Raw genomic sequence first — 26,142 nt, forward strand, 5'->3', positions numbered from 1 at the left:
GTCCGCGATCTCCGCTGCCCGGAACATCGTCGGGCGGCGGCCCTCCGAGCTCGAAGATCGAAAGCAGGAATGGCCTCCAACGCCCGCCTCGACCACCGCAACCCTCTCGTGTTCGACACGCACGAGCTGGGGCGGCGTCCTGGCGCGCTGCAGCGCCTGACCCGCACGATCGACGCTCCCGCGGATCTCGGCATCCAGGGGGTCATCGGAGTGCCGGAAGGCGCGCCGGTGGAGCTCGAACTCCGGCTCGAGTCGGTCATGGAAGGGGTGCTCGTCACAGGCACCGCCCGTGCACAGGCCGAGGGGGAGTGCGTAAGGTGTCTGGAGCCGGTCGGGCTGGAGCTCGAAGCGGACTTCCAGGAACTGTTCTCGTACCCTGACGCCGACGACCGGGGCCGCGTGATCGCGGAACCGGGCGACGACGCCGAGGACGACGAGGACAGGTTCTTCCTCGAGGACGGACTCTTCGACCTCGAGCCTGTGCTGCGCGATGCGGTGGTGCTCGCACTGCCGATGCAGCCGGTGTGCCAGGAAGACTGTCCGGGCCTGTGCTCCGAGTGCGGAGCGCGGCTCGCGGACGACCCGGACCACCAACACGACGCCGTCGACATCCGTTGGGCGGCTTTGCAGGGACTCGCCGGTTCACTCGAAGACGGCGAGAAGGACGAGATGAGCGGCGGCGCGCCTCAGTCAGCACGCGCCGACGAGAAGCAGGAGAAGTAGCCGTGGCTGTTCCGAAGCGGAAGATGTCGCGCAGCAACACGCGCCACCGCCGGTCGCAGTGGAAGGCTGCGGTCCCCACCCTGGTTGCGTGCGAGCGCTGCCACGAGCCCAAGCAGCAGCACATCGCGTGCCCGTCTTGCGGCACCTACAACAAGCGCCAGGTCCTCGAAGTCTGAGCGGGCTGGTGAGAGGCACTGTGTCCAGTCCCAAGAAGGCGGAAGACGCCAAGGCGGACGCACCCGCCAAGAAGAAGGCGGACAACCAGGCCTCGTCCCACACGCTTCTGGAAGGGCGGCTCGGCTACCAGGTCGAGTCCGCCCTTCTGGTGCGCGCGCTGACCCACCGTTCCTACGCGTACGAGAACGGCGGTCTGCCGACGAACGAGCGACTGGAGTTCCTCGGGGACTCCGTGCTCGGCCTCGTCGTCACGGACACGCTGTACCGCACCCACCCCGACCTGCCCGAAGGCCAGCTGGCCAAGCTGCGGGCCGCGGTGGTCAACTCGCGTGCGCTGGCGGAGGTCGGCCGTGGCCTCGACCTGGGCTCCTTCATCCGGCTCGGCCGCGGTGAAGAGGGCACGGGCGGCCGGGACAAGGCGTCCATCCTGGCCGACACCCTGGAAGCGGTGATCGGCGCGGTCTATCTCGATCAGGGCCTCGAGGCGGCGTCCGAGCTGGTGCACCGGCTCTTCGACCCGCTGATCGAGAAGTCCTCGAACCTCGGTGCCGGCCTGGACTGGAAGACCAGTCTCCAGGAGCTCACCGCGATCGAGGGGCTCGGCGTGCCCGAGTACCTGGTCACGGAGACCGGCCCCGACCACGAGAAGACCTTCACTGCTGCCGCCCGCGTCGGAGGCGTCTCGTACGGCACCGGCACCGGCCGCAGCAAGAAGGAGGCGGAGCAGCAGGCCGCCGAGTCCGCATGGCGGTCCATCCGGGCCGCGGCGGACGAGCGCGCCAAGGCGGCCAAGGAAGCCCAGGAGGCTGACGAGGAAGCCAAGGCGCTCGCTGCCAAGGACGGCGACCCGTCGTCCGCCTCCGCCTGACCCGCAGCAGAACCGAGCGCCCGCTTCCCCGTCCATGACGGAGCGGGCGCTCGGCTCGTCCACCGCTTCCGTACTCGTCCACCGCATCCGTACGGGGGGTCCTGATGCCCGAGTTGCCCGAGGTCGAGGTCGTCCGGCGCGGCCTGGCGCGCTGGGTCGCCCACCGCACCGTCGCCGAGGTCGAGGTGCTGCACCCGCGTGCCGTACGCCGGCACATCGCGGGCGCCGACGACTTCGCGCACCGGCTCAAGAGCCACCACATCGGCACGCCCAGCCGCCGCGGCAAGTACCTGTGGCTGCCGCTGGAGGAGACGAACCAGTCCGTGCTGGCCCACCTCGGCATGAGCGGTCAGCTGCTGGTGCAGCCGCACGAGGCGCCGGACGAGAAGCATCTGCGCATCCGGCTCCGGTTCGCCGACTCCCTGGGCACGGAGCTCCGTTTCGTCGACCAGCGCACCTTCGGCGGGCTGTCGTTGCACGACAACACCCCGGACGGCCTGCCCGACGTCATCGCGCACATCGCCCGTGACCCCCTGGATCCCCTGTTCGACGACGAGGCGTTCCACCGGGCGCTGCGCCGCAAGCGGACCACCGTCAAACGGGCCCTGCTGGACCAGTCGCTGATCAGCGGTGTCGGCAACATCTACGCGGACGAGGCGCTGTGGCGCGCCCGCATCCACTACGAGCGCCCGACTGCGAACCTCACCCGCCCGGTCACCACGGAACTGCTGCGGCACGTCCGGGACGTGATGAACGCGGCCCTCGCCGTCGGCGGCACCAGCTTCGACAGCCTGTACGTCAACGTCAACGGCGAGTCGGGCTACTTCGACCGGTCCCTGGACGCGTACGGGCGCGAGGGTCAGCCCTGCCGCCGCTGCGGCACCCCCATGCGCCGCCGGCCCTGGATGAACCGCTCCAGTTACTTCTGCCCCAGGTGTCAGAGGGCGCCGCGCGTCTCGTCGTAACGCACCCGGGCCGCCAGTACGTCGTCCATGGCGCCCTCCACGCAGTGGATGAGCGCCAGCAGCCGCTCGGCCACCTGACGGCCCAGGTCGGTCAGTTGGTAGTCCACGCGCGGCGGGTTGGTCGGCTGCGCCTCCCGGTGCACCAGGCCGTCGCGCTCCAGCGCGTGCAGCGTCTGGGACAGCATCTTCTCGCTGACGCCGTCGACGCGGCGGCGCAGCTCGTTGAAGCGCAGCGAGCCCTCGTACAGCGCGCCGAGCGTCAGTCCGCCCCAGCGGCCCGTGACGTGCTCCAGCGTGCCGCGTGACGGGCAGGCCTTGGCGAAGACGTCGTAGGCGAGGTCGTCGGAGTCCTGGGTGGTGGCGGTCATGGCGCAAGGGTACGCCCGCACAGCGCTACCCACCAGCTTGCACTTACTAGAAGTTAGTGCTTTCCTGAGGTTACTGCTTTCGAGCTGCCCATTCGAGGAGTTCCTGTGACCACCCCTGTCACCACCCCTGTCGTTTCCATCGCCTACCACTCCGGTTTCGGCCACACCGCCGTGCTCGCCGAGGCCGTCCGCGCCGGTGCCGCCGACGCGGGTGCCGAGGTGCACCTGATCAAGGTCGACGAGATCACCGACGAGCAGTGGGAGACGCTGGACCGCTCCGACGCGATCGTCTTCGGCTCGCCCACCTACATGGGCACCGCCTCCGGGGCCTTCCACGTCTTCGCCGAGGCGACCTCCAAGCGCTGGTTCGGCCAGGACTGGAAGGACAAGCTGGCCGCGGGCTTCACCAACTCCGCCTCCAAGAGCGGCGACAAGCTGCACACCCTGCAGTTCTTCCAGACCCTCGCCGCCCAGCACGGCATGCACTGGGTCAACCTCGGCCTGCTCCCCGGCTGGAACGCCAGCACCGCCTCGGAGAACGACCTCAACCGCCTCGGCTTCTTCGCCGGCGCCGCCGCCCAGAGCAACAACGACCAGGGCCCCGAGGGCGTCCACAAGGCCGACATCGCCACGGCCGAGCACCTGGGCCGCCGTGTCGCCGCGACGGCACGCGTGTTCACGCAGGGACGGGCGGCGGCCTAGAGCGGCGAGGGCGGACCGTCCGCCAAGACGTGGCCGGGTCCCGCTGAGCGGCTGGTCCAAGAAGAAAGTGGTGCCGCTCCAGCGGGGCAGGGTGTGCGCGAAGGCGAGCGTCTCCTTGTTGTAGCGGTCCGGATCGCTCATGTGGAGGCGGTGTCCGGCGCCGTCGATCACGACGAGCCTCGCGTCGGGGAGCAGGGCGGGGGTCCCGCGCCCGGTCTGCGGGCATCCTGCCCGGACGCGGGTCGATGTGTGGAAGAGTCGGACGCCGTTGCCCCAGCAGGCCGCACGAGGTCCGCCCGTGTGGTCGAGGATCAGGAGCCGTGCATGTCCGATGAGATCACGCTGCGCCCCGTGACCGCCGACGATCTCGACCTGTTCGAGCGCGAGTTCAACGGGCCGGAGGGGACCGGCCCGTACCAGTGGTTCGGCTTCGGCTCACCGGCCGGCCTGCGCCGGCAGTTCGCGGAGACCGGCCTGCTCGGCCCCGACGTGGGCGTGCTCTGCGTCGCGGAGGCGAGCCGGACGGTGGGCCGGGTCGAGTGGTTCGCCGGCACCTGGGGGCGGCCCGCCACTTCCACCTGCTGGACCCTGGCGATCGGCCTGGTGCCGGCCGCGCGCGGCCGCGGCATAGGCACTCGGGCCCAGCGACTGCTGGCCGAGTACCTCTTCGACCACACCAGGGCCGAACGGCTCCAGGCCTGGACGGACTGTGCCAACCTCGCCGAGCAGCGTGCGCTGGAGAAGGCGGGCTTCGTCAGGGAGGGCGTGCTGCGCTCAGCGCAGTGGCGCGGCGGCCGGTGGCACGATCAGGTGATCTTCTCCATGCTCCGCGCGGAGCGGTCCGGCGGCGAAGTCTGAGCCGGTCATGGACAAGATTCGCATGCCGAGGCCGGCCGTCGGCTCCACCCTGCGGACCTTCCCCCACTTGATGTTGATGCTGATGCCGTCCGGCGCGACCCGTACTCGGGCCGCCGTCGATGCGGCCCTCCGGGACGACTCGGCTGCCGATGACGGCCCCGAGGCGGCCCGAGGGGCCTCATAGGTCGCTGACCTGCGGGATTCTCAATACCCGAAGTCCTGTGTCCACCAAGGGCCGCCCGCACCGAAGTGGACGCCGACCCCGAGGGTCTTGAAGTCGCAGTTCAGTATGTTGGCGCGGTGGCCGGGGCTGTTCATCCAGGCCTCCATCACGGCCGCCGCGTCGGCCTGCCCGCGGGCTATGTTCTCGCCGCCCAGGTCGGTGATGCCCGCCGCCGAGGCCCGGTCCCAGGGCGTCTTGCCGTCCGGGTCGGTGTGGTCGAAGAAGCCCCGTGCCGCCATGTCGTCGCTGAAGGACTCGGCCAGCGTGGTCAGCGAGGAGTTCGCCGCCAGCGGGCTGCAGCCGACCTTCGCCCGCTCCTGGTTGACGAGCTTGAGCACCTCCGCCTCGGCCGCGTTCGCCGCCGACACCGACACCGGGGCGGAACTCGCCTTCGGTGTCTTGCTCGCCGTAGGCGACGGGGTGCTCTCGGGCTTGCCGGACGGGGGCGCCGTCGGCGTCGGCTCCTCGGTCGCCGTCTGCGACGGGGTCGGCGCGGGGGACGCCGGCGCGGAGGACGACGACGCCGACGCCGGTGCGGAGGACGCCGGCGCGGAGGACGACGACGCCGACGCCGGTGCGGCGGGGCTCGGCGACTGCGGGCGCGTGCTGTTCCGGCTGGTGCCGGCGGTGCCCTGGTGGATGTCGGCGCCGCCCGAGGTGCCACCCTGCTCGACGGCCGTGTTGCTGGGCGTGACCGCCGCCTGCACCTGCTCGCCGCCGGTGGTGTGCGTAACGCCGCCGAGCCGGTAGTTCTGCAGACCCGGCACCACGCCCGTGGCGACGGCGGCCGTACCGAGGGCGACGGCGGCGGACACCCCGAGCAGGCCCGTGCGCACCGGCCGCGGACCCGTCTTGCGGCGCCGGTGGCCGGGGGAGTGGCCGCCGCCCGGCGTGAAGCCACCGCCCCCGGCGCCGCCGGGGCCGTCGCCCTCCGCCGCGAACAGGTAGGCGTGCGCCCGGGCGGTCGCGTCGGCGTAGCCCAGCGGCTGCAGACCGGTCGACGGGGTGTGGGCGTCAGGGTTCAGATACGGGGCGATGCCCCGGGGTGTCCGCTCGCGGCGGACGAGCTCACCGCTCAGGTACGGCGCGATGTCGCGAGGCGGCTGTTCGCGGCGGACGAGCTCACCCGTGTACGAGTCCTGCGGGTCCACGCTCCCGGGAAGGGTGCGCTGCGTGTCCGTGACCCGCGTGGCGCGGCCCTTGGCGGCGCGGCCGGCGGCGGAGCGTCGGTGGCGGCCCATGTCCTTGCCCTCTCCCTCGTCTCGCGGTCGACCGGCACCGGTGCGTGACTCCCTCTGGCCAACCGGATTCACTCGATCGAGTGAGTTTCATATGAGATTCATCGGGTCGGGACGGTACCGCATGCCGCTGAAGGGTGATGTGTCCCGAACGACATCGGCCGGTTAGGTTGCACCCATGAGCGAGGATGTGCGACTGGTCGCCTGGGTGCGCGGACGTGTGCAAGGTGTGGGTTTCCGCTGGTTCACGCGGGCCAAGGCGCTGGAGATCGGCGGCCTGAGTGGTTTTGCTCTCAATTTGGCCGACGGTCGCGTCCAGGTGGTCGCGGAGGGCTCCCGGGAGGGCTGCGAGGGGCTCCTGGACTGGCTTCAGGGAGACGACACGCCCGGACATGTGGACGGCGTCACGGAGATCTGGGACACACCCCGCGGTGGCTACGACGGCTTCGCCATCCGCTGAGCCGATCCTGTAAAGGGGCGCAGGCAGGCGCACGGGGAGCTGCCGGGGGCACATGCGCACAGCAGAAACGACCTGGTGGTTGCCAAGAACGGCCGGGCATGGCAGGCTCCGCTGATACAGCTGATCGCCACGCCCTGAGGGCCCCGGATGACTCGCAGCGCCGCCGCTTCTCCGGCCGCGCGCCCCGGCTCGCCCGCCAATACGGGGCGTGATCGTGTTGACCGTCAAACTTTTTGGTGAGACGCTGAAAGCCCCGCGCACCTTAGCTGTTTGGCATGGAGCAACAGCAGAGCAACACCCGGATGTGCCAAGCACCGCGGGTGCAATCCCTCACGACCCACACCGCATCGGTCGGTCACTCATTGTGGAGGACCATCCATCATGGCAAAGGCGCTTCTCGGTTACGTCGGCGGCTCCGACCCTCGACTCCTCGCCGAGATGCGACGGCTGCAGCAGCGCGTTCAGGACCTGGAGTCCGAGCTCGTACGGATCCAGGCGGAGAACGAAGCGCTGACGGCTGCCGCCTCTCAGGACAGGATCATGGAGAGCATCGACGCACACCAGGCGGAGCCTGCGCTCACCTGATCACTGCATCGCTCCACGACAGCAGTCGCAGTGATGGGGCTGCCGTATCAACCGCTCAGTTGATCCCGACGACCGCAACCCGGCCGTCAGAGTCGCAAGGGACGCTTCGGCGTCCCTTCCTTCTTTGCCCCGCGCATCCTTTCACTGTCTTTAACGTACGGTGTGCCCTGCATGTTCAACGGCGAAACCGCGCGGTTGCGAGGGTTCATGCAGTGAGATAGCGGTGCCGGGTAGAGTCCGGCGGCGTGCACCTCAAGGCCCTGACCCTCCGCGGGTTCAAGTCGTTCGCCTCGGCGACCACACTCCGGTTCGAGCCGGGCATCACGTGTGTCGTAGGCCCGAACGGCTCGGGCAAGTCCAACGTCGTGGACGCGCTCAGCTGGGTCATGGGCGAACAGGGCGCCAAGTCGCTGCGCGGCGGCAAGATGGAGGACGTCATCTTCGCCGGCACCACCGGCCGCCCTCCGCTCGGCCGCGCCGAGGTGTCCCTGACCATCGACAACTCCGACGGCGCCCTGCCCATCGAGTACGCCGAGGTCACCATCACGCGGATCATGTTCCGCAACGGCGGCAGCGAGTACCAGATCAACGGCGACACCTGCCGTCTGCTGGACATCCAGGAGCTGCTGAGCGACTCCGGCATCGGCCGGGAGATGCACGTCATCGTCGGCCAGGGGCAGCTCGACTCCGTCCTGCACGCGGATCCCATGGGCCGCCGCGCCTTCATCGAAGAGGCCGCGGGTGTGCTCAAGCACCGCAAGCGCAAGGAGAAGGCCCTGCGCAAGCTGGACGCGATGCAGGCCAACCTCGCGCGCGTGCAGGACCTCACCGACGAACTCCGCCGCCAGCTCAAGCCGCTCGGGCGGCAGGCGGCGGTCGCCCGCCGGGCCGCCGTGATCCAGGCCGACCTGCGCGACGCCCGCCTGCGGCTGCTGGCCGACGACCTCGTACGACTGCGCGAGGCGCTCAGCGCCGAGATCGCCGACGAGGCGGCCCTGAAGGAGCGCAAGGAGATCGCCGAGCAGGAGCTGAAGAAGGCCCTGTACCGCGAGGGCCTGCTGGAGGACGAGGTACGGCAGCTCACGCCCCGCCTCCAGCGTGCCCAGCAGACCTGGTACGAGCTGTCCCAGCTGGCCGAACGCGTCCGCGGCACCGTCTCGCTGGCCGACGCCCGGGTGAAGAGCGCCACCTCCGCGTCCCCCGAGGAGCGGCGCGGCCGCGACCCCGAGGACCTGGAGCGGGAGGCGGCCCGTGTCCGTGAGCAGGAGGCCGAGCTGGAGGCGGCCCTTGAGGCGGCCCAGCACGCCCTCGACGACACCGTCGCCCACCGCGCCGAACTGGAACGGGAACTGGCCGTCGAGGAACGCCGGCTGAAGGACGTGGCCCGAGCCATCGCCGACCGGCGCGAGGGCCTGGCCCGCCTGTCCGGGCAGGTCAACGCGGCCCGCTCGCGCGCGGCCTCGGCGCAGGCCGAGATCGACCGCCTGGCCGCGGCCCGGGACGAGGCCCACGAGCGCGCGGTACGTGCCCAGGAGGAGTACGAGGCCCTGAAGGCCGAGGTGGACGGCCTCGACGCCGGCGACGCGGATCTCGCCGAGCAGCATGAGGCGGCCAAGCGGCAGCTCGCCGAGGCCGAGGCGGCCCTGAGCACGGCCCGGGAGGCGGCCACCGCGGCCGAACGTGACCGCGCCGCGACCCGGGCCCGCCACGAGGCCCTGGCTCTGGGCCTCCGCCGCAAGGACGGCACCGGAACACTCCTCGCCGCACGGGACCGGCTCACCGGGGTCCTGGGCCCGGCGGCGGAACTGCTGACGGTCACGCCGGGCTACGAGATCCCGCTGGCCGCCGCCTTCGGCGCGGCGGCGGACGCGATCGCCGTGTCGACCCCCGCGGCGGCAGCCGAGGCGATCAGACTCCTGCGCACACAGGACGGCGGCCGGGCGGCCCTGATCCTTGCGGGGGCGCCTGAGCCGCCGGCGCAGGGCGACGCGCCCCACGGGGGCGCGGGGCAGCATGACCATGCGGCTCCGCCTCGGGGCGCGACCGGCCTGGGAGGACCCGCGGACGCCGGACCGTCCGGCACCGCCGTCCCGGCGCCGCGCTTCGCCGCTGAATTCGTCCGCGGCCCCGCCGACCTCACGACCTCCGTCCACCGTCTTCTGCAGGGAATCGCGGTCGTCGGCACCCTGGAGGAAGCCGAGGCCCTGGTCCAGGCCCACCCGGAGCTGACCGCCGTCACCGCCGAAGGCGATCTGCTCGGCGCCCATTTCGCGCACGGCGGGTCGGCCGGCGCGCCGAGTCTGCTGGAGGTGCAGGCCTCCGTCGACGAGGCCGCGGCCGAGCTGGCCGAGCTGGCGGTGCGGTGTGCGCAGCTGGCCCAGGAGCAGCGGGCGGCGGCGGAACGGCGCTCCGAGGCCGCCATGCTGGTGGAGGACGTCGGCGAGCGGCGCCGGGCCGCCGACCGGGAGAAGTCGGCCGTCGCCCAGCAGCTCGGCCGGCTCGCCGGACAGGCGCGGGGTGCGGCCGGGGAGGCCGAGCGGTCGGCCGCGGCCGCCGCGCGAGCGCAGGAGGCGCTGGAGAAGGCCGTGCAGGAGGCCGAGGAACTGGCCGAGCGGCTGGCGGTCGCCGAGGAGATGCCCGTCGAGGAGGAGCCGGACACCTCGGTGCGGGACCGGCTCGCCGCCGACGGCGCCAACGCCCGGCAGACCGAGATGGAGGCCCGCCTCCAGGTCCGTACCCACGAGGAACGGGTCAAGGGACTCGCCGGGCGGGCCGACTCACTCGACCGGGCCGCCCGTGCCGAACGCGAGGCACGCGCGCGTGCCGAGCAGCGCCGCGCCCGGCTGCGGCACGAGGCGGCCGTGGCGGAGGCCGTCGCCTCCGGTGCCCGGCAGCTGCTCGCGCACATCGAGGTGTCGCTCGCCCGTGCCGAGCGGGAGCGCACCGCCGCCGAGGCCGCGAAGGCGCAGCGTGAGCAGGAGCTGACCGCCGCGCGCACCGCCGGACGCGAACTGAAGGCCGAACTCGACAAGTTGACGGATTCGGTGCACCGCGGCGAGGTACTCGGTGCCGAGAAGCGGCTGCGCATAGAGCAGCTGGAGACCAAGGCGCTGGAGGAGCTGGGTGTCGAGCCGGAGGGGCTGGTGGCCGAGTACGGCCCGCAGCAGCCCGTGCCGCCCTCGCCCCCCGCCGACGGCGAGGTGCTGCCGGATGACCCGGAGCATCCCCGCAATCAGCCCCGGCCCTTCGTGCGGGCCGAGCAGGAGAAGCGGCTCAAGGCGGCCGAGCGGGCGTACCAGCAGCTCGGCAAGGTCAACCCGCTGGCGCTGGAGGAGTTCGCGGCGCTGGAGGAGCGGCACAAGTTCCTCAGCGAGCAGCTGGAGGACCTGAAGAAGACCCGTGCCGACCTGCTTCAGGTGGTGAAGGAGGTCGACGAGCGCGTCGAGCAGGTGTTCACGGAGGCCTACCGGGACACCGCCCGTGAGTTCGAGGGCGTCTTCAGCCGGCTCTTCCCGGGCGGCGAGGGGCGGCTTCTGCTCACCGACCCCGACAACATGCTCACCACGGGCGTGGACGTCGAGGCGCGCCCGCCGGGCAAGAAGGTCAAGCGGCTCTCCCTGCTCTCCGGCGGCGAGCGCTCGCTGACGGCGGTCGCGCTGCTGGTGTCGATCTTCAAGGCCCGCCCGAGCCCGTTCTACGTCATGGACGAGGTCGAGGCGGCCCTGGACGACACCAACCTCCAGCGGCTGATCCGGATCATGCAAGAGCTGCAGGAGGCCTCGCAGCTGATCGTGATCACGCACCAGAAGCGCACGATGGAGGTCGCCGACGCGCTCTACGGCGTGTCGATGCAGGGCGACGGCGTCTCCAAGGTCATTTCCCAGCGCCTCCGTTAGCGGGGACCCTCGTCAAGATCGGCCTACTCTGTGTTCAAGAAGTGAACGCGGAGTGTCCATGGACATCGTTAAATTCACAGCCGTTGAAGTATTGACTTCGAAACTTGAAGGCATAGTCTCTGCAACGTTGCTTTTACCTTCAGGTCTCACCTGGAAGGGCTCGCCCCCCACGCGGCAGCGTTGCCGCGCCCGAGGAGATTCAACGTGACCAGCACAGCGCAGGCACCTCAGTCAGGAGTCAGGACGGCTCATCCCGAACATCTCGGGCACGTCATCTTCATCGCGGCGGCCGCCGCCATGGGCGGTTTCCTCTTCGGCTACGACAGCTCCGTGATCAACGGCGCGGTCGAGGCCATCCGCACCAAGTACGACATCGGCTCCGCGGCCCTCGCCCAGGTCATCGCCGTCGCCCTGATCGGCTGTGCCGTCGGCGCCGCCACGGCCGGCCGCATAGCCGACCGCATCGGCCGCATCCGCTGCATGCAGATCGCCGCCGTCCTCTTCACCGTCAGCGCCGTCGGCTCCGCGCTGCCCTTCGCGCTGTGGGACCTCGCCCTCTGGCGCATCGTCGGCGGCTTCGCCATCGGCATGGCCTCCGTCATCGGCCCGGCCTACATCGCCGAGGTCGCCCCGCCCGCCTACCGCGGCCGGCTCGGCTCCTTCCAGCAGGCCGCGATCGTCGTCGGCATCGCCATCTCCCAGCTGGTCAACTGGGGTCTGCTCAACGCCGCCGGGGGCAACCAGCGCGGTCACCTGATGGGCCTGGAGGCCTGGCAGGTCATGCTCGGCGTGATGGTCGTCCCGGCCGTCCTCTACGGCATGCTCTCCTTCGCGATCCCCGAGTCCCCGCGCTTCCTGCTCTCCGTCGGCAAGCGTGAGCGTGCCAAGGAGATCCTCGCCGAGGTCGAGGGGCGTGACGTCGACATGGACGCCCGCGTCGCCGAGATCGAGCACGCGATGAAGAGCGAGCACAAGTCCACCTTCAAGGACCTGCTCGGCGGCGGCTTCTTCTTCAAGCCGATCGTCTGGATCGGCATCGGCCTGTCGGTGTTCCAGCAGTTCGTCGGCATCAACGTCGCGTTCTACTACTCCTCGACGCTGTGGCAGTCGGTCGGCGTCGACCCGACGGACTCGTTCTTCTACTCCTTCACGACCTCGATCATCAACATCATCGGCACCGTGATCGCGATGATCTTCGTGGACCGCGTCGGCCGCAAGCCGCTCGCCCTCATCGGCTCCGTCGGCATGGCCGTCGGTCTCGCGCTGGAGGCCTGGGCGTTCAGCTACCACCTGGTCGACGGCAAGCTGCCGAGCACCCAGGGCTGGGTCGCCCTGATCGCCGCCCACGTGTTCGTCCTCTTCTTCGCCCTGTCGTGGGGCGTGGTGGTCTGGGTCTTCCTCGGCGAGATGTTCCCGAACAAGATCCGCGCCGCCGCGCTGGGCGTCGCCGCCTCCGCGCAGTGGATCGCCAACTGGGCCATCACGGCGAGCTTCCCGTCGCTGGCCGACTGGAACCTGTCCGGCACGTACATCATCTACACCGCCTTCGCGGCGCTCTCCATCCCGTTCGTCCTGAAGTTCGTCAAGGAGACGAAGGGCAAGACACTGGAGGAGATGGGCTGACCCGGACAGCCCCCGAGACCGAGGAGAACGGGCCCAAGACCCCGCTGCCCCTCTCCTCGCACCACCCGCCGCCCCCGCACCGGCCACTGCCCGGTCCGGGGGCGGCGGTGTCACGAGGCGCACTCACCGGATCAGGACCCCGCCCCCGATCTCCAGCGCCTTGCGACAGCTCTCCTCGATGATCCGCAACCGGAGCTCGATCCGGTGCCCGGGACGCCCGGTGCCCCGGGCGACGTCGTCCAGGCGCGCACGCAGCAGGGCCTCGCTCCGCAGGCCGGTCACCTCGGCGGCCTCGACGCAGAGATCGTCCTCGGCCGGCTTCGGCAGGAGACGGGCGCCCAGCGAGCGCACCGTCTGCGACCCCCACACCGCCGTACGCCACGACTCGAAACCGCCCGATTGGTACACGTCGTCCGGCACGTCCAGGACGCGTACCGCTCCGCCCGGCTCGCGGACGAACACCTCCACCAGAGGACTCATGGCGGCAGTGGACCAGCCACGGACCGGGCCGCGCCACCGGACAGCGCCGTGGCTCAGCCCGCCACCGCCGGCACCACGCGTTCCGCGAACAGTCTGAGGCTCCGCCACCCCTCCTCCACCGGCATCCCGCCCACCAGCGGATGCAGCACCAGGCTCTCCAGGCCCTGGGCCACGCACTCCTGCGGTGTGAGGACCCGGTAGACACCCTCCGCGCGCAGTTCCCCCACCGTCGTGGCGGCCGACGTCACCGCCGAGCGCATCCGGCCCGACTGCCAGGACGCGTAGGTCCGCGCCTCGTGCAGGAAATGCTCGCCGTACGCCGCCCAGGCCCGGTCGGGGTCCTCGGCGATGTGGAGCAGCGGGGTCTCGGCGGCCGGCATCATCACCCAGCCCTCGGTGCCGTACTCGGCGAGCCTCTCCTTGTAGTACGCCTCCAGCTCCGGCAGGTGCGCGCTCGGGAAGAAGGGCAGGCCGAGACGGGCGGCCCGGCGGGCGGCGGCCTTGGAGGAACCGCCGACCAGGAGAAGGGGGTGCGGATCGGTGTAGGGACGCGGAGTGAGCCGCACCGTACGGCCGCGGTGGGTGAACCGCTCACCGGACCATGCCTTCAGCAGGGTCTGCAGCAGCTCGTCCTGGATCCGGCCCCGGCGCTCGAAGTCCACGCCGAACAGGGCGTACTCCTCGGGCCGGTAGCCGATCCCGGCCACCGTGACCAGCCGCCCGCCGCTCAGCAGGTCCAGTACGGCGATGTCCTCGGCCAGCCGCAGCGGGTCGTGCAGCGGGCCGATCACCGCCGACACCGTCACGGCGATGTTCCGGGTGGCGCCGAACACCGCGCCCGCGAAGGCGAACGGCGACGGCAGCCAGTTGTTCTCCGCGCCGTGGTGCTCCTCGGTCTGCACGGTGCTGATCCCGTGCGCGTCCGCGTACGCGGCCATCTCCAGGGCGGCCCGGTAGCGGGCGGAGAGGACGGCGGGGCCGGCGCCGGGAGCGACGAGGTTGAAACGGACGACCGTGACGGGCATGGGAAGTCCCCCTCCGGTGCGATGCGGTGGAGGGGGACGGTAGCTGACGAAGCATCAGATGGCTATGGGGGAGCGGGAGGTGGAGCCGCGGGATGACCGACGCCATACCCACCGGTCCGCGGGCGGAGGCCGGCCGGGGCCGGGCCGCGCTCCGGCTCGACCCGGACTACCTGCGGTGGCCGGGCCGGCCACCGCTGCTGCCTCGACGACGCCGACCAGGGCGCCCGGGACCGCTGCGGCCACCTCCGTTGCCGGGCGGGTGCCGCTCTGCACGGGAGCGGCCTGCCCGGCTGAGGCCGCCCGTCACACGGAGGCGGTCGCGCGCTCCTCGGCCGGCTCGGTGACCCCGGCCGGCTTCGTCACCGCCGGCTTCGTCACCGCCGGCTTCGGCAGCGCCAGGTACAGCGCGCCCGAGATCACGATCGTGGCGACCCAGCCGAGGCCGTACTCGCCGATGACGTTGTTCTTGGCGAGCGGGCCGGTGAACCAGTCCGAGGCCGTGAACATCAGGCCCGAGACCAGGCCGATCGCCCAGGAGGCCACGGCCGCGGGGGAGAAGCCGCCCTTGTACCAGTAGGCGCTGGTGCGGGACGTGTCCGACATGGCCTCGCCGTCGTACTCGGTGCGCCGGAGCATGTCCGCGCCGAAGACGCCGACCCAGGCGGAGAAGGCGACCGCGAGCAGCGACAGGAAGGCGATGAACGAGCCCATGAAGCTCGTGGCCACCAGCATCAGCACCCCGCCGAAGATCAGCGAGATCACGGCGTTCACGGAGACCGCCCAGTGCCGCGGCACCTTGAAGCCGAGGGTCTGCGCGGTGAAGCCCGCCGAGTACATCGACATCGAGTTGATCAGCAGCATGCCGATCAGCGCGATGAACAGGTAGGGCACCGCGATCCAGGTCGGCAGGATCTGGCCGAGGAAGGACACCGGGTCGGTCGCCGAGGCAAGGTCAGGCGTGGAGACCGCCATCACGGCGCCCATGAGGACCATGGGGAGGACGACGACTCCGGCGCCGCCGACCGCCGTCCCGACGATCGCCTTCGACGAGGCCGTGCGCGGCAGATAGCGGGTGAAGTCCGGCGCGGTCGGGATCCAGCTGACACCGCCGGCCGCGATCATGCCCACACCGGTGATCACGGCGGCCGTCGAGCCGGCGCCGTGGTGCATCACCTCGGACCAGTCCGTCCTCACGGCCAGGTACACCAGGACCAGTACCGAGAAGACGCCGAAGAAATAGGTCGCGTACTTGTTGCACTTCTGCACGGCGTTGATGCCGAGCCCGGAGATCGCGAAGGTCGCCACGACGAACACCAGCAGCATCGCCATGTCCAGCACGCTGTTGGCCTTGAGGCCGAACAGGATGTCCAGGATGGTGAGCATCGCGTACGCGCCGGTCACCGCGTTGATCGTCTCCCAGCCCCAGCGGGCGACCCAGATCAGCGAGCCGGGCAGCAGGTTGCCCCGCTGGCCGAAGACCGCGCGCGACAGCGCCATGCCCGGGGCGCCGCCGCGCTTGCCGGCGATGCCGATCAGACCGACCAGGCCGTACGACACGACCGGCGCCGCCACCGCGACGACGAGCGCCTGCCAGATGTTCAGGTGGTAGGCCACGACCAGGCTCGCGCCCATCGTCAGCAGCAGCACGCTGATGTTGGCGCCGACCCAGGTGGGGAACAGCTCACGGGTCCTGGCGGTGCGCTCGTGATCCGGGACCTGCTCGATGCCTCGGGTCTCGAGAGCGCCTTCGGTCTCGACGGTTTTGCTCATGAAAAAGGGGCCAGACGTGGGGGGACGGGGGACGGTCCGGACTCTACGCGCGTCAACGGAAGCCCCGCCATCGTACTTTGATCCGAGTCCTTGTATTAAGCGGCGTTTGTCTCTCGGGGGAAGCCACAAACACACGCCCGCCGCAGCCCATGGCTGATACTGGACGCGTTATGGAAACCGTCATCCTTGCTGTAGTCATCGCCGTGGTCGTGCTCGGCGCGCTCGGCGGGCTGATCGTGGGCAGCCGGCGCCGCAAGCCGTTGCCTCCGCCGCCCCCCAAGACGCCCGACATCACCGCGCCACCGGCCGAGCCGCACGTCGGCGACGAGGCCGAGACGCCGCGCGACGAACCGCGCCGGACGATCGAGGAGGTGGATCTCCCGGGCGGCCCCGCGCCGGTCGCCGTCGAGGAGCCCCCTGCCGTTGTCGAGGCTCCCGAGATCGAGATCCCGGAGCCCACCGCGGGGCGGCTGGTCCGCCTGCGCGCCCGCCTGTCCCGCTCCCAGAACGCCCTGGGCAAGGGCCTGCTCACGCTGCTCTCGCGCGAGCATCTGGACGAGGAGACCTGGGAGGAGGTCGAGGACACTCTGCTCACCGCCGACGTCGGCGTGCAGCCCACCCAGGAGCTGGTCGAGAGCCTGCGCGAGCGGGTGAGGGTGCTCGGCACCCGCACCCCCGTGGAGCTGCGCGGCCTGCTGCGCGAAGAGCTGCTCAAGATCATCGGCACGGATCTCGACCGCACCGTCAAGACCGAGCCCGAGGACCGCAAGCCCGGCATCGTGATGGTCGTCGGCGTCAACGGCACCGGCAAGACCACCACCACCGGAAAGCTCGCCCGTGTGCTCGTCGCCGACGGCCGCAGCGTCGTCCTGGGGGCCGCGGACACCTTCCGTGCCGCCGCCGCCGACCAGCTGCAGACCTGGGGCGAGCGCGTCGGCGCCTACACCGTGCGCGGGCCCGAGGCCGGTGACCCCGCCTCCGTCGCCTTCGACGCGGTCAAGGAAGGCAAGGAGATGGGGGTCGACGTCGTCCTCATCGACACCGCCGGCCGCCTGCACACCAAGACCGGCCTCATGGACGAGCTGGGCAAGGTCAAGCGGGTCGTGGAGAAGCACGCGCCGCTCGACGAGGTGCTGCTCGTCCTGGACGCCACCACCGGCCAGAACGGCCTGGTGCAGGCCCGCGTCTTCGCGGAGGTCGTCGACATCACCGGCATCGTGCTGACCAAGCTGGACGGTACGGCCAAGGGCGGCATCGTCGTCGCGGTCCAGCGCGAGCTGGGTGTGCCGGTCAAGCTGGTCGGACTCGGCGAGGGCGCGGACGACCTCGCGCCGTTCGAGCCGGAGGCGTTCGTGGACGCGCTCATCGGTGACTGAGGGCTGGAGATCCACGACCCGCCGGGTCTGCGAGAAGCGCCCGTTCCCCAGGTGCAGCCGGGGACGGGCGCTTCGCCTTTCCGGCGCACCTACGCCCGCGACCGGTGCGCCACGTACGCCAGCGTGCCCAGCAGCAGGCGCGCCGCCGGGAGCCGGGTCGCCGAGTCCAGCGCGGGCGGGCGCAGCCAGCGCACCGGGCCCAGGCCGCCCCGGTCCGAGGGCGGCGCCGTGATGTACGCACCGGGGCCGAGGCCGCGCAGGTCCAGGGCCGAGGGATCGTCCCAGCCCATGCGGTAGAGCAGCCGGGGGAGCTCGGCGGCGGCGCCGGGCGCGACGAGGAAGTGGGCGCGGCCGTCCGGGGTCACGGTCACCGGACCGAGGGGAAGGCCCATCCGCTCAAGGCGGGCCAGCGCGTGGCGGCCGGCGGCCTCGGAGACCTCGACGACGTCGAACGCCCGGCCCACCGGAAGCATCATCGCGGCACCCGGGAACTCCGACCAGGCCTTGCTCACCTCGTCGAGGGTGGCCCCGGCCGGCACCCGGGGCGCGAAGTCCAGCGGGTGCGCGCCCGGCGCCGGGCAGTCGCCGCGACCGCAGGAGCAGGAGCCCGCCGCGGCCCGCGCTCCCGGCACCACGTCCCAGCCCCACAGCCCGGTGAACTCGCCGACGGCGGTGCACTCCGACGAACGGCCGCGCCGACGCGTACCGGAGCGAATCTCGCGAATGCCGCCGATCGTGAAGCCCATGCCCCCTCCAACGGGTCCGGCGCGCCGGTGGTTACGACACGGAACGAGACGGAAGCGGAACGTAACGCTACGGCTCCGCCTCCCCTCGCCGACGCAAGAGCATGGCGGCGCTCTGAAGCGCACCGGGTGGCGCATCGGGGCATTCGCGCCCCCGCGTGCTTCACTCCGCCCACTTCCAGCCGTCCTATGTCAAGTGAATCGCGTGCGGGAGACCGTGAGTTCATTCGAAGGGGTGGCGAATGGTGGCGTTTCCGGGATTCCCGTGGCTGAGCGGGTGATCGTAGGATTACTGTGAGTGCGCGAGTCCGGTCGGCATATGCATGGATGGGTATGCCGGAGGCGAGTCGTCAGCTCGTTCGAAGGCTGAGAACCGGCGGACAGAGGCCGTATTTACCGGCATTCTGATAGGGCTTGGCGCACTCGACGACAAGTGGTCTCAGGGATGGGGGCGTTCCAGTGAGCGGCAACGGCGGTAGTGAGGCGAACGCCGACAAGCGCTCCAACGAGCTGCTCGGCTCGTGGTTCGTGCGCAGCGGCTGGTCCAAGGGTGAGCTCGCCCGCCAAGTGAACCGCCGGGCACGCCAGTTGGGCGCCCACCACATCTCCACGGACACCTCGCGCGTGCGCCGCTGGCTGGACGGGGAGAATCCGCGCGAGCCGATCCCCCGCATCCTCTCGGAGCTGTTCTCCGAGCGCTTCGGCTGTGTCGTCTCCATCGAGGACCTCGGCCTGCGCGCCGCCCGTCAGTCACCCTCCGCGTCCGGCGTCGACCTGCCCTGGACGGCCCCGCAGACGGTCGCCCTGCTCGGTGAGTTCTCGCGCAGCGACCTGATGCTCGCCCGGCGCGGCTTCCTCGGCACCTCCCTGGCGCTGTCCGCCGGCCCGTCCCTCATCGAGCCCATGCAGCGCTGGCTCGTCCCGAGCCCCGCCTCCCCGGCCCCCGCCGAACCCGACCCGGTCGACTCGCGCAGGCCCGGCCGGCTGTCCAAACCCGAACTGGACCTGCTGGAGTCCACCACGCGGATGTTCCGGCAGTGGGACGCCCAGTGCGGCGGCGGTCTGCGCCGCAAGGCGGTCGTCGGCCAGTTGCACGAGGTCACCGACCTGCTCCAGGAGCCCCAGCCCGAGGCCACCACCCGCAAGCTCTTCAAAGTCGCCGCCGAACTCGCCGAACTGGCGGGCTGGATGAGTTACGACGTCGGTCTCCAGCCCACCGCGCAGAAGTACTTCGTCCTGGCCCTGCACGCGGCGAAGGAGGCCGGCGACAAGCCGCTCGGCTCGTACATCCTCTCCAGCATGAGCCGCCAGATGATCCACCTCGGCCGGCCCGAGGACGCCCTGGAACTGATCCACCTCGCCCAGTACGGCAGCCGGGACTGCGCGAGCCCGCGCACCCAGTCGATGCTGTATGCGATGGAGGCCCGCGCCTACGCCAACATGGGCCAGCCCGGCAAGACCAAGCGCGCGGTCCGCATGGCCGAGGACACCTTCGCCGAGGCCGACGAGTGGGACGAGCCGGACCCGGACTGGATCCGCTTCTTCTCCGAGGCCGAGCTGTACGGCGAGAACTCCCACTCCTTCCGCGACCTCGCCTACGTCGCCGGACGCAGCCCCACCTACGCCTCCCTCGCCGAGCCGCTCATGCAGCGGGCCGTGGAGCTGTTCGCCGAGGATCCCGAGCACCAGCGGTCGTACGCGCTCAACCTGATCGGCATGGCCACCGTGCACCTCCTCGAGCGCGAGCCGGAGCAGAGCACCAGGTATGCCTCCCAGGCGATGGAAATCGCCAGGAAGGTCCGGTCCGAGCGTGTGAACACTCGTATCCGAAAGACGGTCGACACGGCGGTACGGGACTACGGCGACCTCGCGGTCGTCCTACACCTCACCGACCAGCTCGCCGTCGACCTGCCGGAAACCGCCGAGGCGGTCTGACACCCGGCTCTCAGCCCCGGCCGCGGCCGGTCCTCCCGAACTGCCCGACTCGGCTCCCCCACGCCAGGTCATCGGAGAGGCCCGCCGCGGCCGGACTCACGATGGTTGCGTCACGCCGACGACCCTCACGGCCGAGATCCGGCAGTTCATGGACGCGTAACACGCCAGGCGCCTTCGTCACCCCGGCGAAACAACGAGGGGCTTCCACCGAAACCGCGCTGCGCCAGTCTCATGGCGCATAACCGGCCGCCCCCACAACCCGCCGGACCGCTCAGGCACCGCCCGCACGGGGCCGTACCAACCGACGAGGAGACGCCGATGGCACCAGCCATCATGCTTGCGGCGGACGCACCCAAGCTGTCGTCCGCCAATACAGGCTTCATGCTCATTGCTTCCGCCCTGGTACTGATCATGACACCGGGTCTCGCCTTCTTCTACGGGGGCATGGTCCGGGTCAAGAGCACCCTGAACATGCTGATGATGAGCTTCATCAGCATGGGCATCGTCACCCTGCTGTGGGTGCTCTACGGCTTCTCGCTCGCCTTCGGCACGCACAACGGCCTGATCGGCTGGGACTCCGACTGGTTCGGTCTGCGCAAGATCGGCCTGACGGAGCTCTGGCCCGGCTACACCATCCCGATCTTCGTGTTCATGGTCTTCCAGATGATGTTCGCGATCATCACACCGGCACTGATAAGCGGCGCCCTCGCCGACCGCGTGAAGTTCTCGGCCTGGTCGCTGTTCATCGCCCTGTGGCTCACGATCGTCTACGTCCCGGTCGCCCACTGGGTCTGGGGCGCCGACGGCTGGGCCTACAAGCTCGGTGTGATCGACTTCGCGGGCGGCACGGCGGTCCACATCAACGCGGGCGCGGCGGCCCTCGGTGTCATCCTCGTCATCGGCAAGCGCGTCGGCTTCAAGAAGGACCCGATGCGCCCGCACAGCCTCCCGCTGGTCATGCTCGGCGCCGGGCTGCTCTGGTTCGGCTGGTTCGGCTTCAACGCGGGCTCCTGGCTCGGCAACGACGACGGCGTGGGCGCGCTGATGTTCGTCAACACGCAGGTCGCGACGGCCGCCGCCATGCTGGCCTGGCTCGCCTACGAGAAGATCCGGCACGGCGCGTTCACCACGCTGGGCGCCGCCTCCGGCGCGGTCGCCGGTCTGGTCGCGATCACCCCGTCCGGCGGTGCGGTCTCCCCGCTCGGCGCGATCGCGGTCGGCGCCATCGCCGGTGTCGCCTGCGCCGCGGCCGTGGGTCTCAAGTTCAGGTTCGGCTACGACGACTCCCTCGACGTCGTCGGCGTCCACATGGTCGGCGGCATCATCGGCTCCCTGCTGATCGGCTTCTTCGCCACCGGCAAGGGCCAGTCCACCGCGACCGGTGTCTTCTACGGACCCCACACCTTCACCCAGCTGTGGAAGCAGTGCGCCGGCGTCGGCGCGGTCCTCGCCTACTCCCTGATCGTCTCCGCGGTCCTCGCCTTCCTGCTCGACAAGACGATCGGGATGCGGGTCACCGAGGACGAGGAGATCTCCGGCATCGACCAGGCCGAGCACGCCGAGACCGCCTACGACTTCAGCGGTGCCGGCGGCGGTGTCATCGGCTCCACCGCCCACGCCCCGGCCCTGGCCGCCACGCAGACCAAGAAGGTGGACGCATGAAGCTCATCACCGCCGTCGTCAAGCCGCACCGGCTGGACGAGATCAAGGAGGCGCTTCAGGCGTTCGGCGTCCACGGCCTGACGGTCACCGAGGCCAGCGGTTACGGTCGTCAGCGGGGCCACACCGAGGTCTACCGCGGTGCCGAGTACACCGTCGACCTGGTCCCCAAGATCCGCATCGAGGTGCTCGCGGAGGACGACGACGCCGAGCAGCTCATCGAGGTCGTCGTCAAGGCGGCCCGGACCGGCAAGATCGGTGACGGCAAGGTCTGGTCCCTGCCGGTCGAGACGGCCGTACGGGTCCGCACCGGCGAGCGCGGTCCGGACGCGCTCTGACCTCAACGTCGGGAAACGGGAGTCGCCGGGTGACGGGAGCGGACGTGGGCACGCAAGCAGAGGACTCGGGACCCGTCGGCTACGCGGCGGCCCGGCTGCGCCTCCTCACCGAGGGGGCGCGGTCCGGGCCGCCGCGCCGTGCCGCCCTCGCGGAACTGACCGACGACTGGCTCGCCGCGCTGTTCACGGCGGCGGGACAGGGAGCGCCGGGGGTCTCCCTGGTCGCCGTCGGCGGTTACGGCCGCGGGGAGCTGTCCCCGCGCAGTGACCTCGACCTCGTGCTGCTGCACGACGGCTCCGATCCCGGCGCGGTCGCCGCCCTGGCCGACCGCCTCTGGTATCCCGTCTGGGATCTCGGCCTCGCCCTCGACCACTCGGTACGCACTCCCACGGAGGCCAGGAAGACGGCCGGGGAGGATCTGAAAGCCCACCTCGGCCTGCTGGACGCCCGCCATCTCGCAGGTGACCTCGGTCTCACCACGGGACTGCGGACGGCCGTCCTCGCCGACTGGCGCAACCAGGCCCCCAGACGCCTCCCCGAACTGCAGGAGCTCTGCGCCGAGCGTGCCGCACGCCAGGGCGAGCTGCAGTACCTGCTGGAGCCCGACCTCAAGGAGGCCCGCGGCGGACTGAGGGACGCCACCGCCCTGCGCGCCGTCGCCGCCTCCTGGCTCGCCGACGCCCCGCGCGAGGGCCTCGCGGACGCGCGCCGGCGCCTGCTCGACGCACGGGACGCGCTGCACCTGGCGACGGGCCGCGCCACCGACCGGCTCGCGCTCCAGGAGCAGGACCAGGTGGCGGCCGAACTGGGGCTGCTGGACGCCGACACCCTGCTGCGGCAGGTCTACGAGGCGGCGCGGGTCGTCTCCTACGCCAGCGACGTCACCTGGCGCGAAGTGGGGCGCGTGCTGCGCTCGCGCGCCGTCCGTCCCCGCCTGCGCGCCATGCTGGGCGGCGGCAAGCCCGTCACCGAGCGCTCGCCGCTCGCCGAGGGCGTGGTGGAGCAGGACGGCGAGGTGGTGCTCGCCCGTGCCGCGCGCCCCGAGCGCGATCCCGTGCTGCCCTTGCGGGCCGCGGCCGCCGCCGCCCAGGCCGGCCTCCCGCTCTCCCTGCACGCCGTACGGCGCATGGCCGCCACCACACGCCCCCTGCCCACGCCCTGGCCCGCCGAGGCCCGCGAACAGCTGGTGACCCTGCTCGGCTCCGGCCGCCCCACCGTCGAGGTCTGGGAGGCGCTGGAGGCGGAGGGCGTGATCAGCCGACTGCTGCCGGACTGGGAGCGGGTCCGCTGCCGCCCGCAGCGCAACGCCGTCCACATCTGGACGGTCGACCGGCATCTGATCGAGACGGCCGTCCGCGCCTCCGAACTGACCCGCCGCGTCAGCCGCCCCGACCTGCTCCTGGTCGCCGCCCTGCTGCACGACATCGGCAAGGGCTGGCCCGGCGACCACTCGGTGGCCGGCGAGATCATCGCCAAGGACGTGGCCACGCGGATCGGCTTCGACCGGTCGGACGTGGCGGTACTGTCCCTGCTGGTCCGCCACCACCTGCTGCTCATCGAGACGGCCACCCGCCGCGATCTCGACGACCCGGCCACGGTCCGCTCGGTCGCCGAGGCCGTCGGCACCCAGAGCACCCTGGAGCTGCTGCACGCCCTCACCGAGGCCGACGCACTCGCCACCGGACCCGCGGCCTGGTCCTCCTGGCGCGGCTCCCTCGTCGCCGACCTGGTCCGGCGGGTCTCCGCCGTGCTCGCCGGGAACGCGCCCGAGGAGCCGGAGCCCGCCGCGCCCACCGCCGAGCAGGAGCGGCTGGCGATCGAGGCGGTCCGCACCGGCGGCCCGGTCCTCGCGCTGCGCGCCCAGACCGAACCGGTCGCCGAGGAGGAGCCCGCCGGGGCGCCCGAGCCCCTCGGCGTCGAGCTGCTCATCGCCGTACCCGACCAGCCCGCCGTCCTCCCCGCCGTCGCCGGCGTCCTCGCCGTCCACCGCCTCACGGTCCGTACGGCGGAACTGCGCAGCCTGCGCCTGCCCGACGACGTCGAGGACGGTTCGGTGCTGCTGCTCAACTGGCGGGTGGCCGCCGAGTACGGCTCCCTGCCGCAGGCCACCCGGCTGCGCGCCGACCTCGTGCGCGCCCTGGACGGCACCCTGGACATCGCCGGCCGCCTCGCCGAACGGGACGCCGCCTACCCGCGCCGGCGGGGCTGGGCCGCCCCGCCACCGCGGGTCACGGTGGCCTCCGCGGCCTCCCACCACGCCACGGTGATCGAGGTACGCGCCCAGGACGCCCCGGGCCTGCTGCACCGGATCGGCATGGCCCTGGAGAAGGCCGGAGTGCGGGTGCGCAGCATGCACGTCAGCACGCTGGGCTCCAACGCGGTGGACGCCTTCTACGTCACCACCGGCACGGGCCTGCCGCTGCCGGCGCAGGACGCCGCGTCGACGGCCCGGGTGCTGGAGGAGACCCTGCGCGGATGAGCCGGGGGACGACCCTGCCCCGCTGACGTCGGGGCCGGGATACCCTGGAGGGCGCACATCAAGACCGTCACCGACCCCGAGGACCGCGAGCGCCGTGTTCGACACTCTCTCCGATCGCCTGTCAGCGACTTTCAAGAACCTGCGCGGCAAGGGACGGCTCTCCGAGGCGGACATCGACGCCACCGCACGTGAGATCCGCATCGCGCTCCTCGAGGCGGACGTCGCCCTGCCGGTCGTCCGCACGTTCATCAAGAACGTCAAGGAGCGCGCGCTCGGCGCCGAGGTCTCCCGGGCGCTGAACCCCGCCCAGCAGGTCCTGAAGATCGTCAACGACGAGCTCGTGACCATCCTCGGCGGCGAGACCCGGCGCCTGCGCTTCGCCAAGCAGCCGCCCACCGTGATCATGCTGGCCGGTCTGCAGGGTGCCGGTAAGACCACCCTCGCGGGCAAGCTCGGCCGCTGGCTGAAGGAGCAGGGCCACTCGCCGCTGCTGGTCGCCGCCGACCTCCAGCGCCCGAACGCAGTGAACCAGCTGAGCGTCGTCGCCGACCGTGCAGGTGTCGCGGTGTTCGCCCCGGAGCCGGGCAACGGCGTCGGCGACCCGGTGAAGGTCGCCAAGGACTCCATCGAGTTCGCGAAGTCCAAGGTGCACGACATCGTGATCGTGGACACCGCCGGCCGCCTCGGCATCGACGCCGAGATGATGCAGCAGGCCGCGGACATCCGGGACGCGGTCTCCCCGGACGAGATCCTGTTCGTCGTCGACGCGATGATCGGTCAGGACGCCGTCAACACCGCCGAGGCCTTCCGCGACGGCGTCGGCTTCGACGGCGTGGTGCTCTCCAAGCTCGACGGCGACGCCCGCGGTGGTGCGGCCCTGTCGATCCGGCAGATCACCGGCAAGCCGATCATGTTCGCGTCGAACGGCGAGAAGCTGGACGACTTCGACGCCTTCCACCCGGACCGGATGGCCTCCCGCATCCTCGACATGGGTGACCTGCTCACCCTGATCGAGCAGGCGGAGAAGACCTTCAGCCAGGAAGAGGCCGCCAAGATGGCCTCGAAGCTGGCGTCCAAGAAGGGCCAGGACTTCACCCTGGACGACTTCCTGGCCCAGATGGAGCAGGTCAGGAAGATGGGCAGCATCAGCAAGCTGCTCGGCATGCTCCCGGGCATGGGCCAGATCAAGGACCAGATCCAGAACATCGACGAGCGGGACGTCGACCGCACCGCCGCGATCATCAAGTCGATGACCCCGGGCGAGCGCCAGGACCCGACGATCATCAACGGCTCCCGCCGCGCCCGTATCGCGAAGGGTTCCGGTGTCGAGGTCAGCGCGGTGAAGAACCTGGTCGAGCGGTTCTTCGACGCCCGCAAGATGATGTCCCGCATGGCCCAGGGCGGCGGTATGCCGGGCATGCCGGGGATCCCGGGCATGGGCGGCGGCCCCGGCCGGCAGAAGAAGCAGCAGAAGAAGGCCAAGGGCAAGCAGCGCTCCGGCAACCCGATGAAGCGCAGGCAGCAGGAGCTGGAGGAGGCCGCCCGCCGGGCCGCCGCGGCCGAGGGCGGCAACGCCTTCGGACTGCCGCAGCAGGGCGGTCAGGACTTCGAGCTGCCGGACGAGTTCAAGAAGTTCATGGGCTGAGTCCC

22 protein-coding genes are annotated in these 26,142 nt (G+C 71.2%); 16 read left to right on the plus strand and 6 right to left on the minus strand.

Annotated features, from left to right (window positions below; all coding sequences use genetic code 11):
• Positions 1-69 precede the first annotated feature (69 nt).
• From ABZ919_RS12220 to mutM, 4 genes are all read left to right on the plus strand, one after another.
• The gene (locus ABZ919_RS12220) at positions 70-723 is read left to right on the plus strand and encodes a YceD family protein (protein ID WP_361246073.1); all 654 of its coding nucleotides are present in this window, start codon (positions 70-72) and stop codon (positions 721-723) included.
• A 2-nt stretch (positions 724-725) separates the two neighbouring features.
• Positions 726-899: a 50S ribosomal protein L32 gene (gene rpmF, locus ABZ919_RS12225; protein WP_003951102.1), complete on the plus strand. Its 174-nt coding sequence runs from the start codon at positions 726-728 to the stop codon at positions 897-899.
• A gap of 8 nt (positions 900-907) precedes the next feature.
• On the plus strand, positions 908-1,768 hold the full coding sequence (gene rnc / locus ABZ919_RS12230) for a ribonuclease III (RefSeq protein WP_361246076.1): 861 nt from the start codon (positions 908-910) through the stop codon (positions 1,766-1,768).
• A gap of 104 nt (positions 1,769-1,872) precedes the next feature.
• Positions 1,873-2,733 carry a bifunctional DNA-formamidopyrimidine glycosylase/DNA-(apurinic or apyrimidinic site) lyase gene (mutM, locus tag ABZ919_RS12235; RefSeq protein ID WP_361246079.1) on the plus strand — a complete coding sequence of 287 codons (861 nt, stop codon included), beginning with the start codon at positions 1,873-1,875 and terminating at the stop codon, positions 2,731-2,733.
• On the opposite strand, the gene ABZ919_RS12240 is transcribed toward mutM, so the two are convergent.
• Positions 2,706-3,101: a helix-turn-helix domain-containing protein gene (locus ABZ919_RS12240; RefSeq protein WP_361246082.1), complete on the minus strand. Its 396-nt coding sequence runs from the start codon at positions 3,099-3,101 to the stop codon at positions 2,706-2,708. The genes mutM and ABZ919_RS12240 overlap by 28 nt on opposite strands.
• Before the next feature lie 105 nt (positions 3,102-3,206).
• Between ABZ919_RS12240 and ABZ919_RS12245 the strand changes: the two genes are divergently transcribed.
• Positions 3,207-3,803, plus strand: a complete 597-nt coding sequence (locus ABZ919_RS12245; protein ID WP_361246084.1) for a flavodoxin family protein — start codon at positions 3,207-3,209, stop codon at positions 3,801-3,803.
• A gap of 324 nt (positions 3,804-4,127) precedes the next feature.
• Positions 4,128-4,661: a GNAT family protein gene (locus ABZ919_RS12250; protein WP_361246086.1), complete on the plus strand. Its 534-nt coding sequence runs from the start codon at positions 4,128-4,130 to the stop codon at positions 4,659-4,661.
• A 204-nt stretch (positions 4,662-4,865) separates the two neighbouring features.
• Here ABZ919_RS12250 and ABZ919_RS12255 read toward each other — a convergent pair whose 3' ends face one another.
• A complete protein-coding gene (locus tag ABZ919_RS12255) occupies positions 4,866-6,125 on the minus strand; it encodes a CAP domain-containing protein (protein ID WP_361246089.1) in 1,260 nt (419 codons plus the stop codon).
• A gap of 175 nt (positions 6,126-6,300) precedes the next feature.
• Between ABZ919_RS12255 and ABZ919_RS12260 the strand changes: the two genes are divergently transcribed.
• The 4 genes from ABZ919_RS12260 (at position 6,301) to ABZ919_RS12275 (ending at position 12,686) form a co-directional block, all read left to right on the plus strand.
• Positions 6,301-6,582, plus strand: coding sequence for an acylphosphatase (locus tag ABZ919_RS12260; protein ID WP_069778503.1), 282 nt, complete (start codon positions 6,301-6,303; stop codon positions 6,580-6,582).
• 381 nt (positions 6,583-6,963) lie between these two features.
• Positions 6,964-7,167 carry a hypothetical protein gene (locus ABZ919_RS12265; protein WP_014675251.1) on the plus strand — a complete coding sequence of 68 codons (204 nt, stop codon included), beginning with the start codon at positions 6,964-6,966 and terminating at the stop codon, positions 7,165-7,167.
• A 245-nt stretch (positions 7,168-7,412) separates the two neighbouring features.
• Positions 7,413-11,063, plus strand: a complete 3,651-nt coding sequence (locus ABZ919_RS12270) for an AAA family ATPase (protein ID WP_361246092.1) — start codon at positions 7,413-7,415, stop codon at positions 11,061-11,063.
• Positions 11,064-11,267: 204 nt separating this feature from the next.
• A complete protein-coding gene (locus ABZ919_RS12275; RefSeq protein WP_361246095.1) occupies positions 11,268-12,686 on the plus strand; it encodes a sugar porter family MFS transporter in 1,419 nt (472 codons plus the stop codon).
• 123 nt (positions 12,687-12,809) lie between these two features.
• Here ABZ919_RS12275 and ABZ919_RS12280 read toward each other — a convergent pair whose 3' ends face one another.
• The 3 genes from ABZ919_RS12280 to ABZ919_RS12290 form a co-directional block, all read right to left on the minus strand.
• On the minus strand, positions 12,810-13,166 hold the full coding sequence (locus ABZ919_RS12280) for a hypothetical protein (RefSeq protein WP_361246098.1): 357 nt from the start codon (positions 13,164-13,166) through the stop codon (positions 12,810-12,812).
• Positions 13,167-13,219: 53 nt separating this feature from the next.
• Complete coding sequence (locus tag ABZ919_RS12285; RefSeq protein ID WP_361246101.1) at positions 13,220-14,191, minus strand: LLM class flavin-dependent oxidoreductase; 972 nt, start codon at positions 14,189-14,191, stop codon at positions 13,220-13,222.
• A 303-nt stretch (positions 14,192-14,494) separates the two neighbouring features.
• The gene (locus ABZ919_RS12290) at positions 14,495-15,961 is read right to left on the minus strand and encodes a cytosine permease (protein WP_361246104.1); all 1,467 of its coding nucleotides are present in this window, start codon (positions 15,959-15,961) and stop codon (positions 14,495-14,497) included.
• Between the two features lie 170 nt (positions 15,962-16,131).
• Between ABZ919_RS12290 and ftsY the strand changes: the two genes are divergently transcribed.
• Positions 16,132-17,337, plus strand: coding sequence for a signal recognition particle-docking protein FtsY (gene ftsY, locus ABZ919_RS12295; RefSeq protein ID WP_361246106.1), 1,206 nt, complete (start codon positions 16,132-16,134; stop codon positions 17,335-17,337).
• Positions 17,338-17,426: 89 nt separating this feature from the next.
• Here the strand turns inward: ftsY and ABZ919_RS12300 are convergent, their stop codons facing one another.
• Positions 17,427-18,083 carry a bifunctional DNA primase/polymerase gene (locus ABZ919_RS12300; protein WP_361246107.1) on the minus strand — a complete coding sequence of 219 codons (657 nt, stop codon included), beginning with the start codon at positions 18,081-18,083 and terminating at the stop codon, positions 17,427-17,429.
• 456 nt (positions 18,084-18,539) lie between these two features.
• Between ABZ919_RS12300 and ABZ919_RS12305 the strand changes: the two genes are divergently transcribed.
• The 5 genes from ABZ919_RS12305 (at position 18,540) to ffh (ending at position 26,137) form a co-directional block, all read left to right on the plus strand.
• Positions 18,540-20,015 (plus strand): hypothetical protein, encoded by a 1,476-nt coding sequence (locus tag ABZ919_RS12305; RefSeq protein WP_361246110.1) that lies wholly within the window; start codon positions 18,540-18,542, stop codon positions 20,013-20,015.
• Between the two features lie 318 nt (positions 20,016-20,333).
• Positions 20,334-21,677 (plus strand): ammonium transporter, encoded by a 1,344-nt coding sequence (locus ABZ919_RS12310; protein ID WP_361246113.1) that lies wholly within the window; start codon positions 20,334-20,336, stop codon positions 21,675-21,677.
• Positions 21,674-22,012 (plus strand): P-II family nitrogen regulator, encoded by a 339-nt coding sequence (locus tag ABZ919_RS12315; RefSeq protein WP_039656487.1) that lies wholly within the window; start codon positions 21,674-21,676, stop codon positions 22,010-22,012. Before ABZ919_RS12310 ends, ABZ919_RS12315 begins: the two co-directional genes overlap by 4 nt.
• A gap of 29 nt (positions 22,013-22,041) precedes the next feature.
• Positions 22,042-24,492 (plus strand): [protein-PII] uridylyltransferase, encoded by a 2,451-nt coding sequence (locus ABZ919_RS12320; RefSeq protein WP_361246115.1) that lies wholly within the window; start codon positions 22,042-22,044, stop codon positions 24,490-24,492.
• A 94-nt stretch (positions 24,493-24,586) separates the two neighbouring features.
• Positions 24,587-26,137: a signal recognition particle protein gene (gene ffh / locus ABZ919_RS12325; RefSeq protein WP_361246117.1), complete on the plus strand. Its 1,551-nt coding sequence runs from the start codon at positions 24,587-24,589 to the stop codon at positions 26,135-26,137.
• Positions 26,138-26,142 lie beyond the last annotated feature (5 nt).

Origin of the sequence: Streptomyces sp. NPDC046759 (assembly GCF_040645475.1) — a bacterium.
GTDB lineage: Bacteria > Actinomycetota > Actinomycetes > Streptomycetales > Streptomycetaceae > Streptomyces.